The 21,818-nt window shown below is 70.3% G+C and carries 17 protein-coding genes and 1 pseudogene; 11 read left to right on the top strand and 7 right to left on the bottom strand.

Translation table 11 applies throughout. The features are described from left to right. Window positions 1-2: 2 nt before the first annotated feature. A complete protein-coding gene (locus tag AB0I12_RS15265) occupies window positions 3-398 on the bottom strand; it encodes a hypothetical protein (protein ID WP_359929467.1) in 396 nt (131 codons plus the stop codon). A 195-nt stretch (window positions 399-593) separates the two neighbouring features. Next, complete coding sequence (locus AB0I12_RS15260) at window positions 594-1,097, bottom strand: DUF402 domain-containing protein (RefSeq protein ID WP_359929769.1); 504 nt, start codon at window positions 1,095-1,097, stop codon at window positions 594-596. Between the two features lie 174 nt (window positions 1,098-1,271). Between AB0I12_RS15260 and dxs the strand changes: the two genes are divergently transcribed. From dxs to AB0I12_RS15235, 5 genes are all read left to right on the top strand, one after another. After that, window positions 1,272-3,164 carry a 1-deoxy-D-xylulose-5-phosphate synthase gene (gene dxs, locus AB0I12_RS15255; RefSeq protein WP_359929465.1) on the top strand — a complete coding sequence of 631 codons (1,893 nt, stop codon included), beginning with the start codon at window positions 1,272-1,274 and terminating at the stop codon, window positions 3,162-3,164. A gap of 6 nt (window positions 3,165-3,170) precedes the next feature. Further along, on the top strand, window positions 3,171-4,505 hold the full coding sequence (locus AB0I12_RS15250) for a hypothetical protein (protein WP_359929463.1): 1,335 nt from the start codon (window positions 3,171-3,173) through the stop codon (window positions 4,503-4,505). Window positions 4,506-4,570: 65 nt separating this feature from the next. Next, the gene (locus tag AB0I12_RS15245) at window positions 4,571-5,929 is read left to right on the top strand and encodes a hypothetical protein (protein WP_359929461.1); all 1,359 of its coding nucleotides are present in this window, start codon (window positions 4,571-4,573) and stop codon (window positions 5,927-5,929) included. A 70-nt stretch (window positions 5,930-5,999) separates the two neighbouring features. Next, on the top strand, window positions 6,000-7,481 hold the full coding sequence (locus AB0I12_RS15240) for an amino acid permease (protein ID WP_359929459.1): 1,482 nt from the start codon (window positions 6,000-6,002) through the stop codon (window positions 7,479-7,481). A gap of 54 nt (window positions 7,482-7,535) precedes the next feature. Beyond that, the gene (locus tag AB0I12_RS15235; RefSeq protein WP_359929457.1) at window positions 7,536-8,834 is read left to right on the top strand and encodes a hypothetical protein; all 1,299 of its coding nucleotides are present in this window, start codon (window positions 7,536-7,538) and stop codon (window positions 8,832-8,834) included. A 128-nt stretch (window positions 8,835-8,962) separates the two neighbouring features. Here AB0I12_RS15235 and AB0I12_RS15230 read toward each other — a convergent pair. Continuing rightward, window positions 8,963-9,181 (bottom strand): annotated as a pseudogene (locus AB0I12_RS15230) (transposase); the annotation flags it as partial. A gap of 501 nt (window positions 9,182-9,682) precedes the next feature. On the opposite strand from AB0I12_RS15230, the gene AB0I12_RS15225 reads away from it, so the two are divergent. After that, window positions 9,683-11,185 (top strand): DUF222 domain-containing protein, encoded by a 1,503-nt coding sequence (locus tag AB0I12_RS15225; RefSeq protein ID WP_359929455.1) that lies wholly within the window; start codon window positions 9,683-9,685, stop codon window positions 11,183-11,185. Window positions 11,186-12,714: 1,529 nt separating this feature from the next. Here the strand turns inward: AB0I12_RS15225 and AB0I12_RS15220 are convergent. Both AB0I12_RS15220 and AB0I12_RS15215 read right to left on the bottom strand, forming a co-directional pair. After that, window positions 12,715-14,826 carry a 3-hydroxyacyl-CoA dehydrogenase NAD-binding domain-containing protein gene (locus AB0I12_RS15220; RefSeq protein ID WP_359929453.1) on the bottom strand — a complete coding sequence of 704 codons (2,112 nt, stop codon included), beginning with the start codon at window positions 14,824-14,826 and terminating at the stop codon, window positions 12,715-12,717. Next, window positions 14,823-16,022: an acetyl-CoA C-acyltransferase gene (locus AB0I12_RS15215; protein WP_359929451.1), complete on the bottom strand. Its 1,200-nt coding sequence runs from the start codon at window positions 16,020-16,022 to the stop codon at window positions 14,823-14,825. Before AB0I12_RS15215 ends, AB0I12_RS15220 begins: the two co-directional genes overlap by 4 nt. A gap of 241 nt (window positions 16,023-16,263) precedes the next feature. Between AB0I12_RS15215 and AB0I12_RS15210 the strand changes: the two genes are divergently transcribed. The 5 genes from AB0I12_RS15210 (at window position 16,264) to AB0I12_RS15190 (ending at window position 19,920) form a co-directional block, all read left to right on the top strand. Continuing rightward, a complete protein-coding gene (locus tag AB0I12_RS15210) occupies window positions 16,264-16,881 on the top strand; it encodes a hypothetical protein (protein WP_359929449.1) in 618 nt (205 codons plus the stop codon). Further along, window positions 16,878-17,528: a dienelactone hydrolase family protein gene (locus AB0I12_RS15205; protein ID WP_359929447.1), complete on the top strand. Its 651-nt coding sequence runs from the start codon at window positions 16,878-16,880 to the stop codon at window positions 17,526-17,528. Before AB0I12_RS15210 ends, AB0I12_RS15205 begins: the two co-directional genes overlap by 4 nt. A 2-nt stretch (window positions 17,529-17,530) precedes the next feature. Continuing rightward, window positions 17,531-18,019, top strand: a complete 489-nt coding sequence (locus AB0I12_RS15200; RefSeq protein WP_359929768.1) for a glutathione peroxidase — start codon at window positions 17,531-17,533, stop codon at window positions 18,017-18,019. A gap of 87 nt (window positions 18,020-18,106) precedes the next feature. Continuing rightward, entirely contained in the window at window positions 18,107-18,697 is a 591-nt protein-coding gene (locus tag AB0I12_RS15195; protein ID WP_355690526.1) for a helix-turn-helix domain-containing protein, read from the top strand. Further along, window positions 18,694-19,920: an MFS transporter gene (locus AB0I12_RS15190; protein ID WP_359929445.1), complete on the top strand. Its 1,227-nt coding sequence runs from the start codon at window positions 18,694-18,696 to the stop codon at window positions 19,918-19,920. Before AB0I12_RS15195 ends, AB0I12_RS15190 begins: the two co-directional genes overlap by 4 nt. A 7-nt stretch (window positions 19,921-19,927) precedes the next feature. Here AB0I12_RS15190 and AB0I12_RS15185 read toward each other — a convergent pair whose 3' ends face one another. Beyond that, window positions 19,928-21,181: an HRDC domain-containing protein gene (locus tag AB0I12_RS15185; protein ID WP_359929443.1), complete on the bottom strand. Its 1,254-nt coding sequence runs from the start codon at window positions 21,179-21,181 to the stop codon at window positions 19,928-19,930. Next, window positions 21,178-21,780, bottom strand: coding sequence for a DUF3000 domain-containing protein (locus AB0I12_RS15180; protein ID WP_359929441.1), 603 nt, complete (start codon window positions 21,778-21,780; stop codon window positions 21,178-21,180). Before AB0I12_RS15180 ends, AB0I12_RS15185 begins: the two co-directional genes overlap by 4 nt. Between the last annotated feature and the right edge of the window lie 38 nt (window positions 21,781-21,818).

Below are 21,818 nucleotides of genomic sequence, written 5' to 3'. Positions count from 1 at the left end.
GCTCAGCCGCCGACCAGCTGGACCAGGCGGACGAAGCGGATGTCCGTGTCCGCGGTCAGCTCGAGTTCCTCGTCGAGCCCGGTCACCTGCCGGTCGTCCACGAGCACGAAGAACCCGTTCCTTCCGAACGCCTCGATCGCCCGATCGGCCTGCCGCTCCCAGTCGAGCTGCCGCTGCCGAGGCACCCGGAACCCGTCCTCGGCCGGCGACCCGCCCTCGGGCATCACCAGTCCCCGGAAGATCGGCTGCGGCGCGGCGTTGAAGCGCGCCACCTCGTCCCGGACCCGCGTCCGCACGAGATCGCGCAGCGTCGTCCGGCTCGAGATCCCCTCCAGCAGGGTCGTCGCCCCGACCCGCCCTGCCCCCGACACGTCAATGATCGTCACCGTGATCCCCACCGCCGCAGCATATTCATCCGCGAGCCCGCCGCCGCGCTCGGCAGCACTGCAACTTCCTGCAATTTTGCTGTCAGCGGTGGACCCGTCGCCGACAGCGACCGAGCATGGTGGGATGTCGGCCCTAGGTCGTCATCGTGATCGGCCCTCGAGGGCTCAGGGGGGCTCCTAGCCCTGGGGGCCGGTCACCTCAACCGCTCAGTCTTCGGACAGGGCGCGGACCTGCTCCAGGTACGGCTTGTAGGCGGTCAGGAAGGGTTCTGTGGTGGTGATGGTGGCGGCCAGGTGGTTGCAGGTGGCCTGGGCGGTGGCGATCACCTGGGGCGGGTAGTGGTAGCGGATCTGGTGGTCGCGGAACTCGTCCTCGTCCATCACGCGGACGGTGCCGTCGCGGAGCAGGCGGATGTCGAGGTCCAGGTCGACGGCGGTGACCGAGTCGACGCCGAACTCGGGCGGCATGGTGATGTCGCAGTAGATCGCGGTCTGGTGCGGCGTGTCGTTGAACAGGGCGCTCCACCACTGACCGTGCGGGAACAGGCGGACACGGTGATGGTCGATCGTCTGCCAACTGCCGTCGGCGCGCCGGCCCTGCGTCCCGGGGACCGAGCCGACCCACAGGCCGTACTCGTCCTCGCCGAGCCGGATCGCCTCGACCAGACGATGCGGCTGCCCGTCGTACTTCCGGAACAACGTCGTCACCATCTCCACGCGATCACCCTAGGTGAGACGAGCCACACGTTCGAACCTGGCGCACCCGGGCGGCGTCCTGGAAGGTGAGATTGCCCGGGACGACCGGGAAGGCCGTTGCCGAGTTCGGATTCCGGGCGCGGGATGCATAGACTCAAGTATTCGAGGACGACCCGCGGGAGGAGCTCGATGCGCGTGCTGGAGACGCTGGGAGGGCCGGCCGACCTGAGGAAGCTGACCGATCAGCAGTTGACTGATCTGGCGGCGGAGATCAGGGACGTGCTGGTCGAGACCGTGTCCCGGACCGGTGGTCACCTCGGCCCGAACCTCGGCATGGTCGAGATCACGCTCGCGATGCACCGCGTGTTCGACTCGCCACGCGACCGCCTGGTCTACGACACCGGCCACCAGACGTATGTGCACAAGCTGCTCACCGGCCGCGCCGGCGAGTTCGGCACGCTCCGTCAGCAAGGCGGCCTGTCCGGGTACCCGAGCCACGCCGAGTCCGAGCACGACGTCGTCGAGAACAGCCACGCCTCGACCGCGCTGTCGTACGCCGACGGGCTCGCCAAGGCGTACCGCCTGCGCAAGGAGGACCGGCACGTCGTCGCGCTGATCGGCGACGGCGGCCTGACCGGCGGGATGGCCTGGGAGGCGCTGAACAACATCGCCGCCGCCAAGGACCTGAAGCTCGTCGTCATCGTCAACGACAACGGCCGCTCGTACAGCCCGACCGTCGGCGGCCTGGCGACGCACCTGACCAGCCTCCGCACCAACCCGCGGTACGAGAAGATCCTCGACCTGATCAAGAAGAACCTCGGCCGCACGCCGTACGTCGGCCCGCCGATGTACGAGGTGCTGCACGGCATCAAGAAGGGGCTGAAGGACATGCTGGCCCCGCAGGGCATGTTCGAGGACCTCGGCCTCAAGTACGTCGGCCCCGTCGACGGCCACGACCGGCAAGCCCTCGAGGACGCGCTGCGCAACGCCAAGTCGTTCGGCGGCCCGGTGATCGTGCATGCGGTCACCAAGAAGGGCTACGGATACGCCGCCGCCGAGCAGGACGAGGAGGACAACTTCCACCAGATCCGCCCGGCGAACAAGCCGCGCGGCTGGACGGACGTGTTCTCCGACGAGCTGGTGAAGATCGGCCACCGCCGCCCGGACGTGGTCGCGATCACCGCCGCGATGCTGCACCCGACCGGCCTGGCCGCGTTCGCCGACGAGTTCCCGGACCGCACCTTCGACGTCGGCATCGCCGAGCAGCACGCGGTGACCAGCGCGGCCGGTCTGGCGATGGGCGGCATGCACCCGGTCGTCGGCCTGTACGCCACGTTCCTCAACCGGGCGTTCGACCAGCTCCTGCTCGACGTCGCGCTGCACAGGTGCGGTGTCACGTTCGTGCTCGACCGGGCCGGTGTCACCGGTGACGACGGGGCGAGCCACAACGGCATGTGGGACATGTCGATCCTGCAGGTCGTGCCCGGCCTGCGGCTCGCCGCGCCGCGGGACGGCAAGCGCGTCCAGGAGCTCCTCAACGAGGCCGTCGACGTCGACGACGCCCCGACCGTCCTGCGGTACGCGAAGGGCGAGGTGTTCCCGGACATCGAGGCGATCGACCGGATCGGGCAGCTCGACATCCTGCGGCGGACCGGCAAGGACGTGCTGCTCGTCGGGATCGGCGCCATGGCCGCGACCGCGATGGAGGTGGCGCAGCGGCTCGAGGCGCACGGATTCGGCGTCACCGTGGTCGACCCGCGCTGGGTGAAGCCGGTGCCGCCCGAGCTGATCGAGCTGGCCGGGGAGTTCGAGCTGGTCGCCACGATCGAGGACAACGGCCGCGCCGGCGGCTGCGGCACGATGATCGCCCAGGCGCTGCGCGACGGGGGTGTGAAGACCCCGCTGCGCGACTTCGGCATCCCGCAGCAGTTCCTCGACCACGCCAAGCGGGCCGCTGTCCTGCAGGAGATCGGGCTCACCGGCCAGGAGGTGGCGCGGGAGATCACCGAGCAGCTCACGCGCCAGCACGGCCACGCGCTCAACGAGCCGGATCCGGCCCGCGGCCGTCCGGGTAACGCCTAACGGCCCATGGCCGAGCCAGGGCGGCACAGCAGACACGCTGCCGCGCGCCGGCGATCGCGGGTCTGGCCGCTGCTGCTGTCGTTCGTCCTGGTGGCGATTGCGGTGGCCGGCGGCCTCGCCCTGCATCGGTCGAGCCAGGCCGGCGATCGCGTTGCCAACCCGGCCACGAGCACGCCGACGGTCGACCAGGCCGCGCGGGCGGCGGCCGTCGACGCGGTCCTGAAACGCCGTGCGCAGGCTGTACTGACCGGCAACGAGCAGGCGTTCGTCGCCGATGTCGACGCCGGCGACAAGCGGCTGGTCGCGAGCCAGCGCACGCTGTTCACGAACCTTCGCCAGTTCGGCTTCGCGAAGCTCGCCTACCAGCAGCTGGCCCAGCAGTACGACGACACGATCGCCCAGAAGTACGGCCCGTCGACGTACCTGGTCGCCGTCGCGATGACCTACCAGATCCGCGCCATCGACCTGGTCCCGGTGCGCGCGATGCTCGGCTACACGTTCACCCAGCGCTCGAACGGCACCTGGGTGCTCGTCTCCGACTCCGATCTGGACAAGCGTTTGCCGCGCGGCTCGCACCAGGAGGCCTGGGACTTCGGCCCGGTCCTGGTCAAGCGTGAGCCGCGCGTCCTCGTCGTCGTGGAGCAGGGCCAGGAGGCTCTCGCGGACAAGCTGGCCGCGATGTCGGGCAGCGCGGTGCAGGCGGTCTCGAAGAACTGGCCCGGCGGCTGGAACGGCTCCGGCGTGGTGATCGCGCTCGACGACAAGATCGTCCGCGGCGCCGACTACACGCAGCCGAAGAACGCCGAGGACGCGCTCGCGATGGCGACCTGGGTGTACCGCACGCTGCCCGGCGAGGTCACCGGCGAGGGCCAGCGGACCGATTCGTACGTCGTGGTGAACCCGCACAACCGCGCCAAGGTCGACGCCCGCACCCTGGCCCACGAGTTCACCCACGTCGCCACCGCGCCGTACGGCCCGTACGCCCCGCGCTGGATGGTCGAAGGCGCCGCGACGTACGTCGAGTTCCTGCCGATGGACGGGCAGAAACCCCTGGCGATCCCGCAGTACCGGCTGGACGTGCGGACGAAGTACCTCGCGAAGGCGACGAGCCTGCCCACCGACGACACGTTCTTCGCGCGCGCCGACAGCTCGTACCCGTTGTCCTGGCTGGCGCTCGACTACCTGTTCACGCGGTTCGGCGGGGTCGAGGTCGGCACGCTGTACCGCGAGCTGGCCGCGCTCGGGTCGAGCCAGAAGGAGCGCGACCGGATCATGCTCGAGCACGTCGGGATGACGGAAGCGGGACTTTTCCGCGCCTTGAAGGCTGCTGCGGCAGCGTAACCGCCCGGCGTCGAGTAGGGTGGCCCGGCTGCGACCACCCGGGTACTCGGAGGGAACGACCCGAAGTGAGTGCGACGACGCCCAAGTCCGGTCCGCCAGGACCCCGCCGCTGGCTGGGTCTGCTGGTGGCGGTTGCCCTGGTGTCGGGCGGCGTCGTGTACACCGTTGAACAGCGCGAGCAGGACGCCCGCGAGCGGGTGGCCGCCACCCGCACCGCGACCCCGGCCCCGCCGCCGGCGACGGGCACCAAGCCGTCCCGGATCGCCGCCGCCGTCGCCGCCCGCCGGGTCGCCGTCGACACCGTGCTGCTGCGCCGCGCGCAGGCCGTGCAGACCGGCAACGAGGCGTTGTTCCTGGCCGACGTCGACCCCGCGAACAAGAAGCTCCGCGCCGAGCAGAAGGTCCTGTTCGCGAATCTGGTCGAGATGGGCTTCACCGAGATCGGCTACAGCCAGGCCGAGGAGCGGTTCAACCCGGCGGTGCTCAAGGCCCACGGCAGCACGACGTACCTGGTCCGGGTGCTGATGCGGTACCAGATCCAGAAGGTCGACTTCACGCCGGTGACGACCGAGCTCGGCTACACCTTCGTCGCCCGCGGCGGCCGCTGGCTGATCACCGCCGACGACGAGCTGGACTCCGACCTCGGGCCGGGCGCGCACCGGGAGGCCTGGGACCTCGGCCGGATCGAGGTGCAGCGCGGGCCGCGCGTCCTGGTCGTCGTCGAGAAGGGCGACACGGCGCGCGGCCGGGCGATCGTCGCCGAGGCGACCGAGGGCCTCGGCGAGGTCGCGGCGTACTGGCCGCTGCGGTGGAGCGGGTCGGTGTTCGTGATCGCGCTCGACGAGACCGAGGTCCGCGACGCCAGGTTCGCCGACGAGGACATCGAGTCCGCGGCCAGCACCGGTACGACGTTCTCCTCGCTGCCCGGTCAGGAGACGGCCGACGGTACGGTCGCCGGCGGGTACATCGTGGTCAACCCGAACGAGCGCGACCGGGTCGACGAGATCCTGCTGTCGCACGAGATCACCCACGTCGCGACCGCGGACCTCGGCGGGTACGAACCGCTGTGGCTGGCCGAAGGCGCCGCGGAGTACGTGTCCTGGAGCGGTATCGAGGCGGTCAGCGGAGCCGGCGAGGTCGGCAAGTGGGAGCAGGAGGTCGTCGACGAGGCGCTGCCGCAGCTGAGCTCGCTGCCCAGCGACGCCGGCTTCTACCAGAACTCCGCCGACGTGTACGGCGTGAGCTGGCTGGCCGTCCGGTACCTGGTGCGGCGGATCGGTCTCGGCAAGGTCGAGGAACTGTACGAGGACATGGCCCGCAACGGCACCGACCAGGCCGCCCGCGACCGCATCCTGCTGAGCCGTACGGGGCTCACCGAGGCGACGCTGTGGACGTCGCTGACAACATACGAGCCGCAACGCTGAGTGGCGGTTTGACCTCACCCGGTCAGAGGTACAGGCTCGAAGGGTTCCGTCCACCTCGAGGAGGCGCCAGATGAGTCTTGTGCGGAAGAAGACGATCGAGCAGTCGATCGCCGACACCGACGAACCGGAGTACCAGCTCAAGAAACGCCTCACCGCGGTCGACCTGACCGTCTTCGGTATCGGTGTCATCATCGGTGCCGGCATCTTCACCCTGACCGGCCGCGCGGCCAAGCTGTACGCCGGACCGGGCATCGCACTGTCCTTCGTGCTGGCCGCCGTCTGCTGCGCACTGGCCGCGTTGTGCTACGCCGAGTTCTCGTCGACCGTCCCGGTGTCGGGGTCCGCGTACACGTTCTCGTACTTCTCCCTCGGTGAGATCTTCGCCTGGATCATCGGCTGGGACCTGCTGCTCGAGTTGATGCTCGGGGCAAGCGTCGTGGCGCAGGGCTGGTCGACGTACGCCGCCTTGTTCCTGGAACAGATCGGACTGGGCTGGCCGTCCTCGATCGGGCCGGACAGCAACGTCAACGTGCTCGCGATGCTGCTGGTCCTGGTGCTGGCGACACTCGCGACGATCGGTATCAAGGAGTCGCTGCGGGTCAACCTGGTGCTCGTTGCGATCAAGCTGTTCGTGGTGCTGTTCGTGATCGTCGCCGGCCTGTTCTACATCAAGGGCTCGAACCTGACGCCCTTCATCCCGCCCAGCGTGCCGGCCGAGAACGGCGACGTCACGATCACGACGCCGCTGTTCCAGGCCCTGTTCGGCTTCACACCCTCGACGTTCGGCGTGATGGGCCTGGTGTCGGGCGCGTCGCTGGTGTTCTTCGCGTTCATCGGGTTCGACGTGGTCGCGACCACCGCCGAGGAGGCGAAGAACCCGCAGCGCGACCTGCCCCGCGGCATCATCGGGTCGCTGGCCATCTGCACGGTGCTGTACGTGCTGGTCTGCATCGTCATCACCGGCATGGTGAACTACACCGACATCAGCGGTGAGGCTGCATTGGCCGAGGCGTTCCGGTCCGTCGGCCGGGGCGGTTTCGCGACGCTGATCTCCGCCGGTGCGGTGGCCGGTCTGACCACCGTCGTGCTGACCCTGATGATCGGTGCCGCGCGGGTCGTGTTCGCGATGAGCCGCGACCACCTGATGCCCCGGCAACTCGGCAAGACGCACGCCAAGTGGGGTACGCCGTACCGCCTGACGATCGGCATCGGCGTGGTCGTCGCGATCGTCGCCGGCGTGACCCCGATCGGCAAGCTCGAGGAGATGGTGAACATCGGCACGCTGGCCGCGTTCACCCTGGTGTCGATCGCGGTGCCGCTGCTGCGCAAGAGCCGCCCCGACATCGAGCGCTCGTTCCGGGTGCCGGGCAACCCGGTGATCCCGATCCTCGCGGCGCTGATCTGCTTCTACCTGATGCTGAACCTGTCGCTGGAGACCTGGCTGCGGTTCGCGATCTGGATGGTGCTCGGCTTCGTGGTCTACGCCGCCTACGGCTACCGCAAGAGCCGGGTCGGGCTGGAGCAGCGCACCGGCGAGGTACAGAAAGCCTGAACGCAGCCCTCGGGCAGTCGGCTAGGATCAGCCGACTGTCCGAGGGGGGCACCGATGAAACACCCGAAACGCCTGTTCGCAGGCGTTGCCGCGCTGGCGCTGACCGCGTCCGGCGCGGTGGTCGCCGTCCGGGCGCTGGACGGCGGCGTACCGGCCACCGCGGTCCTGGCGAAGACCGGCACCGCGAGCAAGACGCCGGGGGAGCTGAGCGCGGCCGAGCAGGCGGCGCGGAAGAAGGCGGTCGACGCCGTTCTGGCCCGGCGGGCCGCCGCCGTACGGAAGGGTGACCTGAAGGGTTTCCTGGCCCCCGTGGACCCAAAGCAGGCCGAGCTCGTCGCCCGTCAGCGGCTGCTGTTCACGAACCTGCGGAAGTTCGGGTTCGCGACGCTGCAGTACTTCACCGCAGACGCGTTCCAGGACTCGCCGGCGCTGGTCGAGAAGTTCGGGATGACGGCGTTCTCGACGCGGGTGATGATGCGGTACCAGATCGGTGGGCTGGACCCGCGGCCGGTGCAGACCGACCTCGGATACACGTTCGTGCCGCGCGGCGGGACCTGGGTGCTGGTCGACGACACCGGGTTCGACGAGACCCTGACCGAGGCCGGGCACCGGCAGCCGTGGGACTTCGAGGAGGTCCAGCTCGTCCGCCGGGGCAAGGTCGTCGTGGTCGTCGACAAGCGCGAGGCGGCGCTCGGCAAGAAGGTCGCAGCGGCCGCGGATCAGGCCGTGAAATCGGTCCGCAGGCACTGGAAGCGACCGTGGAACGGCGCCGTGCTGGTCGTCGCGATGCCGCAGGTGCGGGTGATGTCGACGCTCTGGACAGCCGGCAGCGGCGACGGCTGGACGATCGCCGCGAAGGCCGTCACGCTGTTCGAGGGCGAGCAGATGGGCAAGCCCGTCGGGCGGCCGATCGGCAGCCGGATCGTGGTGAACCCGGCGTTGCGCAAGCGGCTCGACAAGGACCTGCTCGTGCACGAGATGACGCACGTGGCGACGGCGACGCTCGGGATGAACACGCCGATCTGGGCGGTCGAGGGCCTGGCGGAGTACGTCCGCTGCCGCTCGATCGAGGACGACCCGCACTGGTCCGTCGACCCGTACCGCAAACGCGTCCGCACGGCGTACCTGCCGAAGCTCAAGTCCCTCCCCAGCACCGCGACCTTCGACGGCGACGCAGACCTGGCCTACGGCACCAGCTGGTGGATCGTCGATTACCTCGCCGACAAACTGGGCGAAAAGAAGCTGGCCACCCTGTACGCCGACCTGTCGACCCAGGGCGAGTCAGCCCTCCAGAAGGACACCGGCCTGACCCCCGCCCAACTAGCGGCCGCAGCCAAGAAGTTCAAAGGCTGACCTACCGCGGTACGCCGTACAACCGCAGCAAACACCACGACCTCACCCGGCCACGACCCCGTGGGGCTGGATCGCGAGGAGGTCGGCGAGTAGCGCGTCGCGACGAGGCATTTGTCTTTCAGGGCGTTGATGCCTCGGCGGGCCAGGTAGGTGCGGTTGGCGCGTGACGAGTAGGCCTTGTCTGCCAGCACCCGCTCGGGCCGCGAGGCCCGGATTCGTTGCAGGACGGGGATCATCTGCGGTGAGTCGCCGGCCTGGCCGGCCGTGAGCACGAACGCCAGCACCTGCCGGTCGCGTTCGCAGAGCAACTGGATCTTGGTTGACCAGCCTCGGCGCGATCGCCCGAGCGCGCCGTCGTCGGGCTCGTCAGGCACGCGGTGGGTGCTGTCGCGGCGGGCAATGGGACCTGGGCGGTACTGGAGTCCACCGAGACCTGCCAGCCGGCCTTGCCGCCGGCGTCAGCCGGGGCGATCAATGCCTGCTCGAGTTCGTCCGACACGCCGACCAACTGCCAGCACGCGAACAACGCATAAGCCCGCCACCACGGGCCGTACCCATCGGACGGCTGACCCGGATCCTGAACCGCACACCGTCGACCAGCCCCGCGCGGGCCTTGCCAGCCCCGCCACGTGGCCCCAGCGATCGCCAGCAACGATTCCAGAATCGCCCACCGCGCGTCGCTTAGATCATGACGAGACGGCGATCGCGGAGGCCCCACCCATGTCCGAACGCCACATCGGTGCCGTCGGGTGGCGCGTGGTGTTTGCTGGTGTGGGCCCCCGAACAGCCCACAAAATAAGGGGATTCCGGCTCGGAAACTGTCGGTGCCGCCGTCTAGAGTCGATGCCATGGAACTCCTGGGCGAGCGGCCGGCGTGGTCGATGAGTGGCGGCGAACTGCTGTCCACTCTCGACACAGTCGAGGCCGAGCTCGCCCGCCTGGAGGCCTACCGGCTGAGCGTGGTCGCCGCGATCGAGTCCACCGGGTACGCCCAGGAGCTCGGCGCCCGCGACACCGCAGAACTCCTGCGCTTCCGGTACCGCCTGGACCCACCGGCCGCCCGCCGCACCCTCCGCCTCGCCCAGACCGCCCCGCACTACCCGGCCGTGTCGGCCGCCCTCGACCGCACCGCCTCCTCCGCACCCACCGACGCACCCGACGACAACCGATCCGACGACAGCGGATCCGGGGCCGGTGGTGGTGATGGCTGGTTGCTGCGGCCGGCGCAGGCGGCCGCGATCGTGTCCCCGCTCGACCGGGTCCGGTCGCGGGTGCCGGTGGAACACCTGGACGCGGCCGCGGAGCAGCTGGTCGGGCTGGCCGGCCACCTGTCGCCCGGCGAACTGCGCACCGCCGCCAAGGAGATCGCCGACCTGCTGGACTCCGACGGCCCCGAACCGGAAGAGCTGAAGGCGTATGAACGCGACTCCTTGACGCTCTCGGCTGCGGACAACGGGGTGAAGTTCAAGGGGTTCCTGGCCAACGAGAACGCCGAACTCCTGCGCGCGGTCGTCCATGCCGGCGCCCGCCCGCACAAGACCATCGACGGCGAACACGACCCGCGCCCGCGCGACAAGCGCCAGGCCGACGCCCTGTCCACCGCGCTGACCATCGCCGCCGCTGCATGGGACACCGCCGCACCCACCGCGGGTAGCGCAGGCACAGCTGCCGCCGCGGGCACGGGCGGTCGGGTGGCCGGGCACGGCGCGAAGGCGAACATCACCATCACGATCGACCTCGAAGACCTCAGGTCCGCCACCGCGGACGCGATCGGGCGCACCGTCTACAGCGGCGGGCTGTCCGCGGCCACGATCCGGCGCCTGGCGTGCGACGCGAACATCATCCCGCTGGTGCTCGGCTCGAACTCCGAACCCCTCGACGTCGGCCGCCGCGTGCGGCTGGTCACCGGGGCGATGCGCCGCGCGCTGGACGCCCGCGACCGCGGCTGCGTCGTCTGCGGGGCCCCGCCGATCATGTGCGACGCCCATCACCTGATCTCCTGGATCGACGGCGGCGACACCAAGGTCGACAACCTGGCGCTGCTGTGCCGTCGCCACCACGTCGACCTGCACAGGGGCCGCTGGCACGTCACCATCCTCGACGGCATCGTCCACGTCGCCCGCCCCAGCTGGGCCGAACCCGCACCCACCCTCACCAGAGCCCGACGCGCCGCACCGCCACACGGCCAGCCACCCGGACGTGCAGCGCCACCGGAGGCCGAGCCACCCGGACGTGCGGCGCCGCCGGACGCCGAGCCACCCGACCGCGAGGAGATCATCGACGGTCGCTCGCGATGGCGCGCCGACCAGGCTGCTCTCGAGCAAGCGGCCGCCTTTGCAGCCGCGGGCTGATACCGGTCGACGCCGGACAACACAACAACCTCCTACCCGCAGGCATGCAGGCAGGAGGCTGTTGTGCTGCAACGGATCAGGAGAGAGCCGAATCCTTCCACCCCCCCGGCAGCACATAGCCCGTCCTATGGCCCAACCAATCCGAAGCCGCCATACCCGAAGTACCCGCCGCACCCGAGTTGCCCGCCGTACCCGAGGTGCCCTTGCCGGGGGTGCCTGCCGTGCCCGGGGTGCCGGTGCCGGGCGTTCCTGCCGTGGCGCGGCGCCCGCCGTACCCCGCCGTACCCTGTCGTGCTCCGCCGTACCCGAGGTGCCTGCCGTACCCGGTGTGCCCGTGTTAGGCGTTGCCGCCGTGCCGGGATGGCGCCCGCCGTTCTCGGGGTGCCTGCCGTACTCGTGCCTGCCGTACTCAAGGTGCCCGCCGTACCCGAGGTGCCTATGCCGGGCGTCGCTGCCGTGCCGGGGGGCGCCCGCCGTGCCCTGCCGCGCCCCTGCCCTACCCGAGGTGCCCGTGTCGGGCGTTGCTGCCGTGCCGGGGTGGCGCCCGCCGTACCTGCCAGGTCTGACGTGCCCGAGGTGCCCGACGTGCGTGCCGTGCCTGCCGTGCGGTGCGCGGCGTTCCCGCCGCGGCTGCGGTGCCGGGCGTGCCGGCGGTGCCCGGTGTAGCCGGCCTGCCCGCCGTTCCTGCCGTTGGAGCGGTACCGGCGTGCCTGCGATGCCCTGCGGTGCCCGCCGTACCCGAGGTGCCCGTGCCGGCGTCGCTGCCGTGCCGGGGGTGCCTGCCGTACCCGGGGTGCCTGCCGTACCCGGGGTGCCTGCCGTACCCGGGGTGCCGGTGCCGGGCGTTCCTGCCGTGGCGGGGCGCCCGCCGTGCCCTGTCGTGCTCCGCCGTACTCGGGGTGCCTGTCGTGCTCCGCCGTACTCGAGGTGCGTGCCGTACTCGTGCCTGCCGTACTCAAGGTGCCCGCCGGACCCGAGGTACCGGTGTCGGGCGTTGCTGCCGTGCCGGGGTGGCGCCCGCCGTACCTGCCGGGTCTGATGTGCCCGACGTGCCCGCCGTGCGGTGCGCGGCGTTCCCGCCGCGCCTGCGGTGCCGGGCGTGCTTGCGGTGCCGGGCGTGCCTGCGGTGCGGGTGCCCGGTGTAGCCGGCGTGCTCGCCTTTCCTGCCGTTCGAGCGGTACCGGCGTTCCTGGCGTGCCCTGTGTATCCGGCGTACGGGGTTGTGTCGGCGGGTGCCGCGCTATTGGGCGCCGAAAGCCGTGGGAATGTCTTCGGGAGGCGGCGGGGGAGCGTTTAGGTGTCCGTTGGCGATGTCGCGCCGCCTGGATGTGAACGCAACAGCCCTGGGGGCTTGGCATTCTCGGACTGCGACGCCGTCGGGGGCTTGGCGTGTACCAACTCGCGAGGCCCAATTCCGCTAGCGGCTGGACGGCTTACAGGGCACCTGAGTCAGCCACCCAGATCTCTGCTGTACTGCTGCTGGGGGACGGAGCGGGCTTCCGGCTCCGTACCGCCCCCCAGCAGGTCTGTCAGGCGAGGCTGGCTGCGCCTCGGGGGAGGAAGCGGGTGCCGTTGACCTTTTCGGCGATGCCGGTGCGGTCCAGGTACGGCGTGATGCCGCCGAGGTGGAAGGGCCAGCCGGCGCCGAGGAGCAGGCACAGGTCGATGTCCTGGGCTTCCGCGACCACGCCCTCGTCGAGCATGATCTTGATCTCCTCGGCGAGCGCGGTCAGCACCCGGGTGCGGAGCTCGTCGGCGGTGGACGGGTTGTCGCCGACCGTCACCAGCGCCTCGACCTCCGGGTCCACGACCGGCTTGCCCTCCGGCCACACGTAGAACGAGCTCTTGCCGGCGGCAACGACCTTGGCCAGGTTCTCCGACACCGCGAACCGCTCCGGGTACGCCCGGTTCATGGTCTCCGCGACGTGCAGCGCGACCGGCAGCCCGACCAACTGCAGCAGGACGAACGGCGGCATCGGCAGCCCGAGCGCAGACAGGGCGCGATCGGCTTCCGGGATCGGCGTGCCCTCGTCGACCGCCGCGCTGACCTCACCGAGGAAGCGGGTCAGCAGCCGGTTCACCACGAAGGCCGGTGCGTCCTTCACCAGCACGCAGGACTTCTTCAGCTGCTTGCCGACGGCGAACGCGGTCGCGAGCGAGGCGTCGTCGGTCCGGTCCGCGCGGACGATCTCCAGCAGCGGCAGCACCGCGACCGGGTTGAAGAAGTGGAACCCGACGACCCGCTCCGGGTGCTCCAGGTCTGCGGCCATCTCGGTCACGGACAACGACGACGTGTTGGTCGCCAGGATCGCGTCCGGCCGGACGATCTTCTCCAGGTCGGCGAAGATCGTCTTCTTCAGTTGCAGTTCCTCGAACACGGCCTCGATCACGAAGTCGGCGTCGGCGAACACGCCCTTGTCCACCGACCCGGTGACGAGCGCCTTCAGCTGGTTCGCCTTGTCCGGGCGCACCCGGCCCTTCGCGAGCAGCTTGTCGATCTCACCGTGCACGTACCCGACGCCGCGGTCCACCCGCTCCTGGTCGAGATCGGTGAGTACGACGGGAACCTCGAGCCGCCGCGCGAACAGCAGCGCCAGCTGACCCGCCATCAGACCCGCACCGACGACACCGACCTTGGAAACGGGCCGCGCCAGCGACTTGTCCGGCGCACCGGCCGGCCGCTTGGCCCGCTTGTTCACCAGGTCGAACGCGTACAGCCCGCTGCGCAGCTCCTCGCTCATGATGAGGTCGGCGAGTGCCTCGTCCTCGGCCGCGAACCCACGGTCCCGATCGTTGTCGCGAGCGGCCGCGATCAGCTCCAGCGCCCGGTACGGCGCGGGCGCCGCGCCACTCACCTTGACGTCGGCGAAGGCCTTGCCCCGGGCAACGGCAGCGTCCCACGCGTCGCCGCGGTCTACCGAAGGCCGCTCGACCGTGACAGCACCGGTGAGGACCTTCGAAGCCCACAGCAGCGACTGCTCGAGGAAGTCCGCCGACTCCAGCAGCACGTCGCCGATGCCGAGCTTCACCGCCTCCGGTCCGCTGAGCATCTTGTTCTGGTTGAGGGCGTTCTCGACGACGACCTTCACCGCGTTGTCCGCGCCGATCAGGTTCGGCAGCAGGAAGTTGCCGCCCCAGCCCGGGATCAGCCCGAGGAAGACCTCGGGCGTCGACAGCATCCCCGCGGCCGTCGAGACGGTCCGGTAGGTGGCGTGCAGCGCGACCTCGAGCCCGCCGCCGAGCGCGACGCCGTTCACGAACGCGAACGACGGCTTGCCGCCGTCCACGAGTTTGCGCATCACGCCGTGCCCGATCTTGCCGAGCGCGAGCGCCTGCTCCCGGTCGGTGAGCTTCGGTACGCCGGTCAGGTCGGCGCCCGCGGCCAGGATGAACGGCTTGCCGGTGACGCCGATCGCGACGATCTCGTCGCGGGCGAGCGCCGCGTCCAGAGCCGCGTTCAACGACCCCAGACCCTTGGGCCCGAAGGTGTTCGGCTTGGTGTGGTCGTGCCCGTTGTCCAGCGTGATGAGCGCCATCGTGCCGGCCTTGCCGGGCAGTACGACGTCCCGGGAATGTGCGAGCGTGACGACCTCGTCGGTCGACAAAGCAGAAGCGCTGTCGATCAGTTCCTGCAGGCTCATGCGGCCGCACCTTCCCAGTTCGGGTTCTCCCAGATGACCGTGCCGCCCATGCCGAGGCCGACGCACATGGTGGTGAGGCCGTAGCGGACCTCGGGGCGCTGCTCGAACTGCTTGGCCAGTTGGTTCATCAGCCGGACCCCGGACGACGCCAGCGGGTGACCGAACGCGATCGCACCGCCGTACGGGTTCACCCGCGGGTCGTCGTCGGCGATGCCGTAGTGCTCCAGGAACGCCAGCACCTGCACGGCGAACGCCTCGTTCACCTCGAAGGCCTGGATGTCGTCGATGGTCAGGCCGGCCAGCCGCAGCGCCTTCTCGGTGGCGGGGATCGGGCCTTCGCCCATCACCTCGGGCTCGACCCCGGCGAAGGCGTACGAGACCAGCTTCATCTTCGGGGTGAGGCCGAGTTCCTCGGCGGTCTCCGCCGACGTCAGCACACACGCGGTCGCGCCGTCGTTGATACCGGCCGAGTTGCCGGCGGTGACCCGCCCGTGCGGACGGAACGGCGTCTTCAGGCCCGCCAGGTCCTCGAGCGAGGTCCCCGGGCGCATCGGCTCGTCGGTGCTGGCATAGCCCCAGCCCTGCTCGGCGGACCGGGTCGCGACCGGCACCAGGTCCGGCTGGATCAGGTCGTTCGCGTAGGCCTTGGCGGCCTTCTCCTGGGACGCCACGGCGTACGCGTCGGCACGCTCCTTGGTGATGCCCGGGTACCGGTCGTGCAGGTTCTCGGCGGTGGAGCCCATCACCAGCGCGGAGGTGTCGACGAGCTTCTCGGCGATGATCCGTGGGTTCGGGTCGACGCCCTCGCCCATCGGGTGTCGGCCCATGTGCTCGACACCGCCGGCCACGACCACGTCGTACGCGCCGAACGCGATCCCGGCGGCGGTGGTGGTGACGGCGGTCATCGCGCCGGCGCACATCCGGTCGATGGCGTAGCCGGGCGTGGTGTTCGGCAGGCCGGCCAGCAGCGCGGCGGTCCGGCCGATGGTCAGGCCCTGGTCGCCGATCTGGGTGGTGGCCGCGATCGCGACCTCGTCCACCCGCTCCGGGGGGAGGCCCGGGTTGCGCCGCAGCAGCTCCCGGATGCACTTGATCACCAGGTCGTCGGCGCGGGTCTCGGCGTACTGGCCCTTGGCCTTGCCGAACGGGGTGCGAACGCCGTCGACGTACACGACATCGCGGATCTCACGGGGCACGAGGGCCCTCCTCTGGGGTCGGGAAAGCTACCCCGATGCTACCCGTGAGTAACAGAACCGCCAAAGTAGCCGCGCGTGTGGGTCCGCTCACAAAAGCGTGACCCGTGGAAAAGCGGCGCGAATGAGCGCATGCTGTGTTCAAGGTCCGCGTTACTGGAGTTGTTCCATGAACAATTTTGATCTGTCCGTGCCGGTCCTGAGCCGGGGGAAACATCGGAACCCACGCAAGGGTGCCTGCTTCATGGAGTTCGCGTCCTACCTGGCCGGTGAGCCGTGGTCGGACCATCCGTCCTGCACGCATCCGTTGCTCGCGGGCGTCGCCCGCGACGTCAACGACTGCACCACGGACGCCGGGCGCTCGCGCCTGGCTCCGTTGATCCCGTCGGTGATCGGGCTGACCCCGGACGACCCGCACGTCGTACCGCGGGTGACCGCGCGCTGCATCCAGCACGCGCTGCCGGTCGTCTCGCAGGAACGGCAGTACATCCTGGCCGTCGCGCTGCTGGTGGGGGAGAAGCAACTGGCGGCGCTCGACGGGAGGCCGCTCGACGACGTCGAGCCGGATTCGCTCGCTGTGCTGCAGTCGGTGCCGTCGGCGACCAAGTGGGCGCGGTCGTTCACCGCCCGCGCGCGCCGTGCGACCCCGGACTTCGCCCGCCGGACGGCGCCACGCGCGGTGTCGTGCGCGGTCGAGGGCATCTCGCAGGCGTGCGTGACGGATCCGGACGACCGGCTCTACAAGCTGCTCGTCGACGCGATCGCGGAGACGACGGCGTGGATGCCGGCGCCCGTACCCGAGCCAGCGCCCGAGCCCGCAACGGAGCCGGTTACTCCTGAGGTCGTACGCTTCACTGTGTGACGTCGGAGATACCAGTCCACGAGTGGGGATCCGCTGATTCCGGGGCGCCTGGAATCCTTGTGCTGCAGGAGATCTTCGGAGTCTCCGACTACATCAGGCGCCGTGCGGCGGATCTGCACGCCCTCGGGTACTACGTGATCGCGCCCGAGATCTACTGGCGCCTCGACGACACCGACCTGGACGAGTCCTCGCCGGACCTGCTGCCACGGGCGATGGGCATCGTCGGCCGCCTCGACTGGGACCTGGCGGTCAAGGACGCTGTCGCGGTGCTGGACCGGCTGCGGGCGCGCGGCCGGGGCACCGGCGTGGTCGGCTTCTGCTTCGGCGGCGGACTGGGCTTCAACGTGGCCGCGGTGTCGTCGCCCGACGTCCTGGTCAGCTACTACGGCTCTGCCCTGCCTGGGCTGCTCGAGCTCGCGCCGAAGGTGCGAGCGACGAGCCTGCACCACTTCGGCAACAACGACGCCTACCTGGAGGTCGATGCGGTGGTGCCGGGGCTGGGTGACGCCGAGATCCACCGCTACGACGGCGCCGGTCACGCGTTCGACAACCCCCTGCCGATGTTCCACCACGCCGAGGCGTCCGCGCTGGCCTGGCGCCGTACCGAAGACTTCCTTGCCCGTCACCTCCCAACCTCCCAAGGATGAGCATGAGCCTGTACGACATTCCGCTGACCACTCTGTCCGGCGCGCCGACCTCGCTCGGCGAGTACAAGGGCAAGGCCGTTCTGGTCGTGAACGTGGCGTCGAAGTGCGGTCTGACGCCGCAGTACGAGGGCCTGGAGAACCTGCAGGAGAAGTACGCGTCCCGCGGCTTCACCGTGCTCGGCGCCCCGTGCAACCAGTTCGGCGGTCAGGAGCCCGGGTCGGCCGAGGAGATCGAGACCTTCTGCTCCACGACGTACGGCGTGACGTTCCCGATGCTCGGCAAGCTCGAGGTGAACGGCGACCACCGGCACCCGCTGTACGCCGAACTCACCCAGACCCCCGACGCCGACGGCGACGCCGGCGACATCCAGTGGAACTTCGAGAAGTTCCTCCTCAGCCCCGAGGGCACCGTCGCCGCCCGCTTCCGCCCCCGCACCGAGCCGGAGTCCGACGAGATCGTCACCGCCATCGAGGCCCAGCTCCCAGCCTGACCACCGGAGATCCCCGCCGCAGGCGCGCGGCGGGGATCTTTTCTGTGCGGCATTGCAACAACTCTTTCGAAAGAGTACTTTCGATGGATGCCGAACCCTCACCGCCGACTCAGCGACCCGCGGGAACTCAACGCCCTGGCGCACCCTGTGCGGATGGCGATCATCGAGCTGCTGTCGCTCAGCGGGCCACTGACCGCGACCGAGCTGGCCGACCGGCTGGACGAGACCCCGGCGAACTGCTCGTGGCACCTCCGCAAGCTGGCACAGCATGGGTTCGTCGAGGAGGCCGAGGGCGGGAAGGGCCGGCAACGCCCCTGGAAGGTGCCAGGACTCGGGTTCCGTTGGGACGAGGAGCATGCATCACCGTCGCTCGAGGAACGACGCGCGGCGCAAGCACTGTCCGACGTGATGATGGGGCGGGCGATCGACCGTCTGCGGGAGTCGCAGCAGCGCGCCCCGGAGGACACCGAGGAGTGGCGTGCCGCGCGGAGCAACACCGAGATGGTCGCCTGGCTGACCGCGGACGAGCTCGAGGAGATGAACAGCGCGATCAACGCCGTGCTCGACCGCCATGCCGAGCGGTTGACCGATCCGTCGCAACGCCCGGCGAACGCGCGGCTGTGCGAGTTCGTCGCCTGGGGCGTGCCGACGTACTTTCCGGGGGTGGAGACCTCATGAGGAGGCTGTTCGCGCAGCCCGGGTTCCCGCGCCTGTTCGGTGGCCTGAGTACGTCGATGCTCGGCGACTCGGTGATGCTGCTGGTGCTGAGTATGTGGGTGAAGACCCTCACCGGCTCGAACGCACTGGCCGGCCTGACGTTCTTCTTCATGGTGCTGCCGGCGCTGGCTGCTCCGGTGCTCGGCGTCTGGGTGGATCGGCTGCCGCGCAAGCCGATCCTGGTCTGGGGCAACGTCGCCAGCGGTGCCGCCGTACTCCCGCTCGTACTCGTCCGGGACTCCGGCGACGTGTGGCTGATCTGGGTGGTCGCCTTCCTGTACGGCGTCTCGTTCGTCGTGCTGCCCGCGGCGCTGAACGGACTGCTGAAGGACCTGCTGCCGGACGAACTGCTCGTCGACGCGAACTCCAGCCTGGCCACCATCAAAGAGGGGTACCGGCTGTTCGGCCCGCTGGCCGGCGCCGCGATCTTCGCCACCGCGGGCGGCTGGCTCGTCGCGATCGTCGACGCGGCCACCTTCGTGCTGGCCGGCCTGCTGATCGCGACGATCAAGGTCTCCGAGACAACGGCCCCGTCGAAGAGCACCTTCCGCGAGGACCTGCTCGGCGGTGTCCGTTTCCTCGCCGGCGACCGGGTGCTCCGCCACGTGCTGGCCGGGCTGGCGATCTCGATCCTCGTCATCGGCTTCTTCGAGTCGTCGATCTACGCGCTGATGGACGCCTTCGGCAAGCCGCCGACCTTCTCCGGCGTCTTCGTGACCTGTCAGGGGATCGGCGCGATCGTCGGCGGCCTGACCGCGAGCCGCGCCGTACGCCGTCTCGGCGAGGTCGCCACCTGCGCCCTCGGACTGGTCGTGCTCGCCGCGTCGACCGTCGTCTGTGTGGTCGCCCCCAGCATCGTCGTGGTGCTCGTCGGCGCCGCGATCTGCGGTGTCGGCCTGCCGTGGACGTTCGTCTCGTTCACGACGTTGATGCAGCGCCGTTCGCCGGGTCATCTGATCGGGCGCGTGTCGACCGCCGTCGAGGTACTCGTCGCGACGCCGCAGGCGATCTCACTGGCCCTGGGCAGCCTGCTGGTGAGCCTGCTCAGCTACCGCCAGATCTTTGTCGTCATCGCGACGGTGATCCTGCTCGGCGCACTCCAGATCGTCCTCACCTTGCGCGACCAGATCCGCGGTGATCTCACGGCCGGCGATCATCGGCGCCCGGAGCCGCTCCCTCGCTGAATCGGACCTAGTCGAGGGTCGCGGCTTCCGACGCCATCGCGTCGGTGAGGACCTCCGCGGTGAGGGCGATCTGCCAGGCGCGGGCGTGGTGGTCGCGGAGGAAGGTCGTGACCACCTCGAGGTTCACCTCCTTGGGCGGGGACCAGGCAAGCCGGCGGATCGTGTCGGGCGCGAGCAGGTTCTCGGTCGGGAGGCGGTGCGCCTCGGCGATCTCGGCGACCGCGGCGCGGGCGGCCGACAGCCGGGCGGCCGCGTCGGGGTCGCGGTCGGCCCAGGCGCGGGCCGGCGGCGGGCCGTCGTACCGCGGGCCCTGCTTGGGGAGCTCGGAGTCGGGGAGCCGGCGGGCGTGGTCGATCGCCTCCCACCAGGTCCGCATGTGGCGGTGCGCGCCGCGGCCCTTGAACGCGGTCAGCCGCTGGAGCGTGTCGCGGTCGGTCGGCATCGCGGACGCCGCCTCGACGATCGCGGCGTCCGGCAGCACCCGGCCGGGGGAGATGTCCGCGGACTCGGCGATCTGGTCCCGGGCCTCCCACAGCGCCCGGACGACGGCCAGGCTACGGCGGTTCCGGACCCGGTGCATGCCCGACGTACGGCGCCACGGGTCCGGCTTCGGCTCCCGCGGCGGCGCGTCGAGGATCGCGGCGAACTCCTGCGCCGCCCACTCCCACTTGCCCTCGCGGTGCAGCTCCTGCTCGATCGCGTTCCGCAGCTCGATCAGCATCTCGACGTCCAGCGCGGCGTACACCAGCCAGGGCGCCGGCAGCGGCCGGGTCGACCAGTCGGCGGCGGAGTGCTCCTTGCGCATCCGGTAGCCGAGCACCTCGCTGACGAGCGAGGCGAGCCCGACCTTCGGGTAGCCGAGCAGGCGACCGGCCAGCTCGGTGTCGAACACCTGCCGCGGCACCATGCCGACCTCGGCCAGGCAGGCCAGGTCCTGGTTCGCGGCGTGGATGATCCACTCGGCGTCGACGATCGCGTCGCCGAGCGCCGACAGGTCCCCGAACGGGATCGGGTCGACGAGCGCGGAGCCGGAGCCCTCACGGCGCAACTGGACCAGATACGCCCGGTGTGAGTAGCGGTAGCCGGAGGCGCGCTCGGCGTCGACCGCGACCGGGCCGCTGCCGGACCGGAACGCCTCGACCGTGCCGGTCAGGGCAGGGTCGGTGTCGATGACGTCGGAGAGCCCGTCCCTCAGCTCCAGGAGGGGCAGATGCGCGGTCGGGTCGTCGGGGACGGACGGCTGTTGGGTGGCTGGGCTCATCGGCCCCGCTGTCCGCGCCGGGTCGGCATCGCGACTACCCCCGGCGGAACGGGCGGCAGTCCGGCCGCCGTACACAGCACCTCGCCCCACGCCTCGGCGTGGCGGGTCACGTCGACGAGGCCGCCGGGGCCGGGCACGGGACTCCAGGACGCGCGGATCTCGATCTCCGCCGTCGCGTCGTCGTCGGCCATGCCGCCGAAGCTTTCCGATACCACCCTGGTGACGGTACCGCTCGGCGCCAGGAAGTCTGCACCCCGGTCCGCCAAGGCCTCCATCAGCCACGTCCAGCCCACGCCGCCGAGCAGCGCGTCGGTCACCATCTCCGGTTCGACGGCGGCACGCACGTACGCGACACAACGGAAGGTCGACTGCCAGGCGTCGTTCCCGGCCGGGTCGTAGAGGACGACCAGACGGCCGGTGGCGACATCGTCACCGTCGACCGTCACGTCGGCGCTGACCGCCGCCGCATGCGGTGCGATCCGCTGCGGTGCGGGCATCTCCTCGACGAAAACCTCGGGCCGGAACCGGGCACCTCGTAACTGCGAGACTGCCTCGGTGAACTCCGCGGGTGGCGCGTCGACCTGCTTGCGGGCACCCATATCGGCAGCCTACGACCGATTACTCACCGCCGCGCGTC

Source organism: Kribbella sp. NPDC050459, from assembly GCF_040655315.1.
GTDB lineage: Bacteria > Actinomycetota > Actinomycetes > Propionibacteriales > Kribbellaceae > Kribbella.
This window is presented reverse-complemented; position numbering and strand designations above follow the sequence as displayed.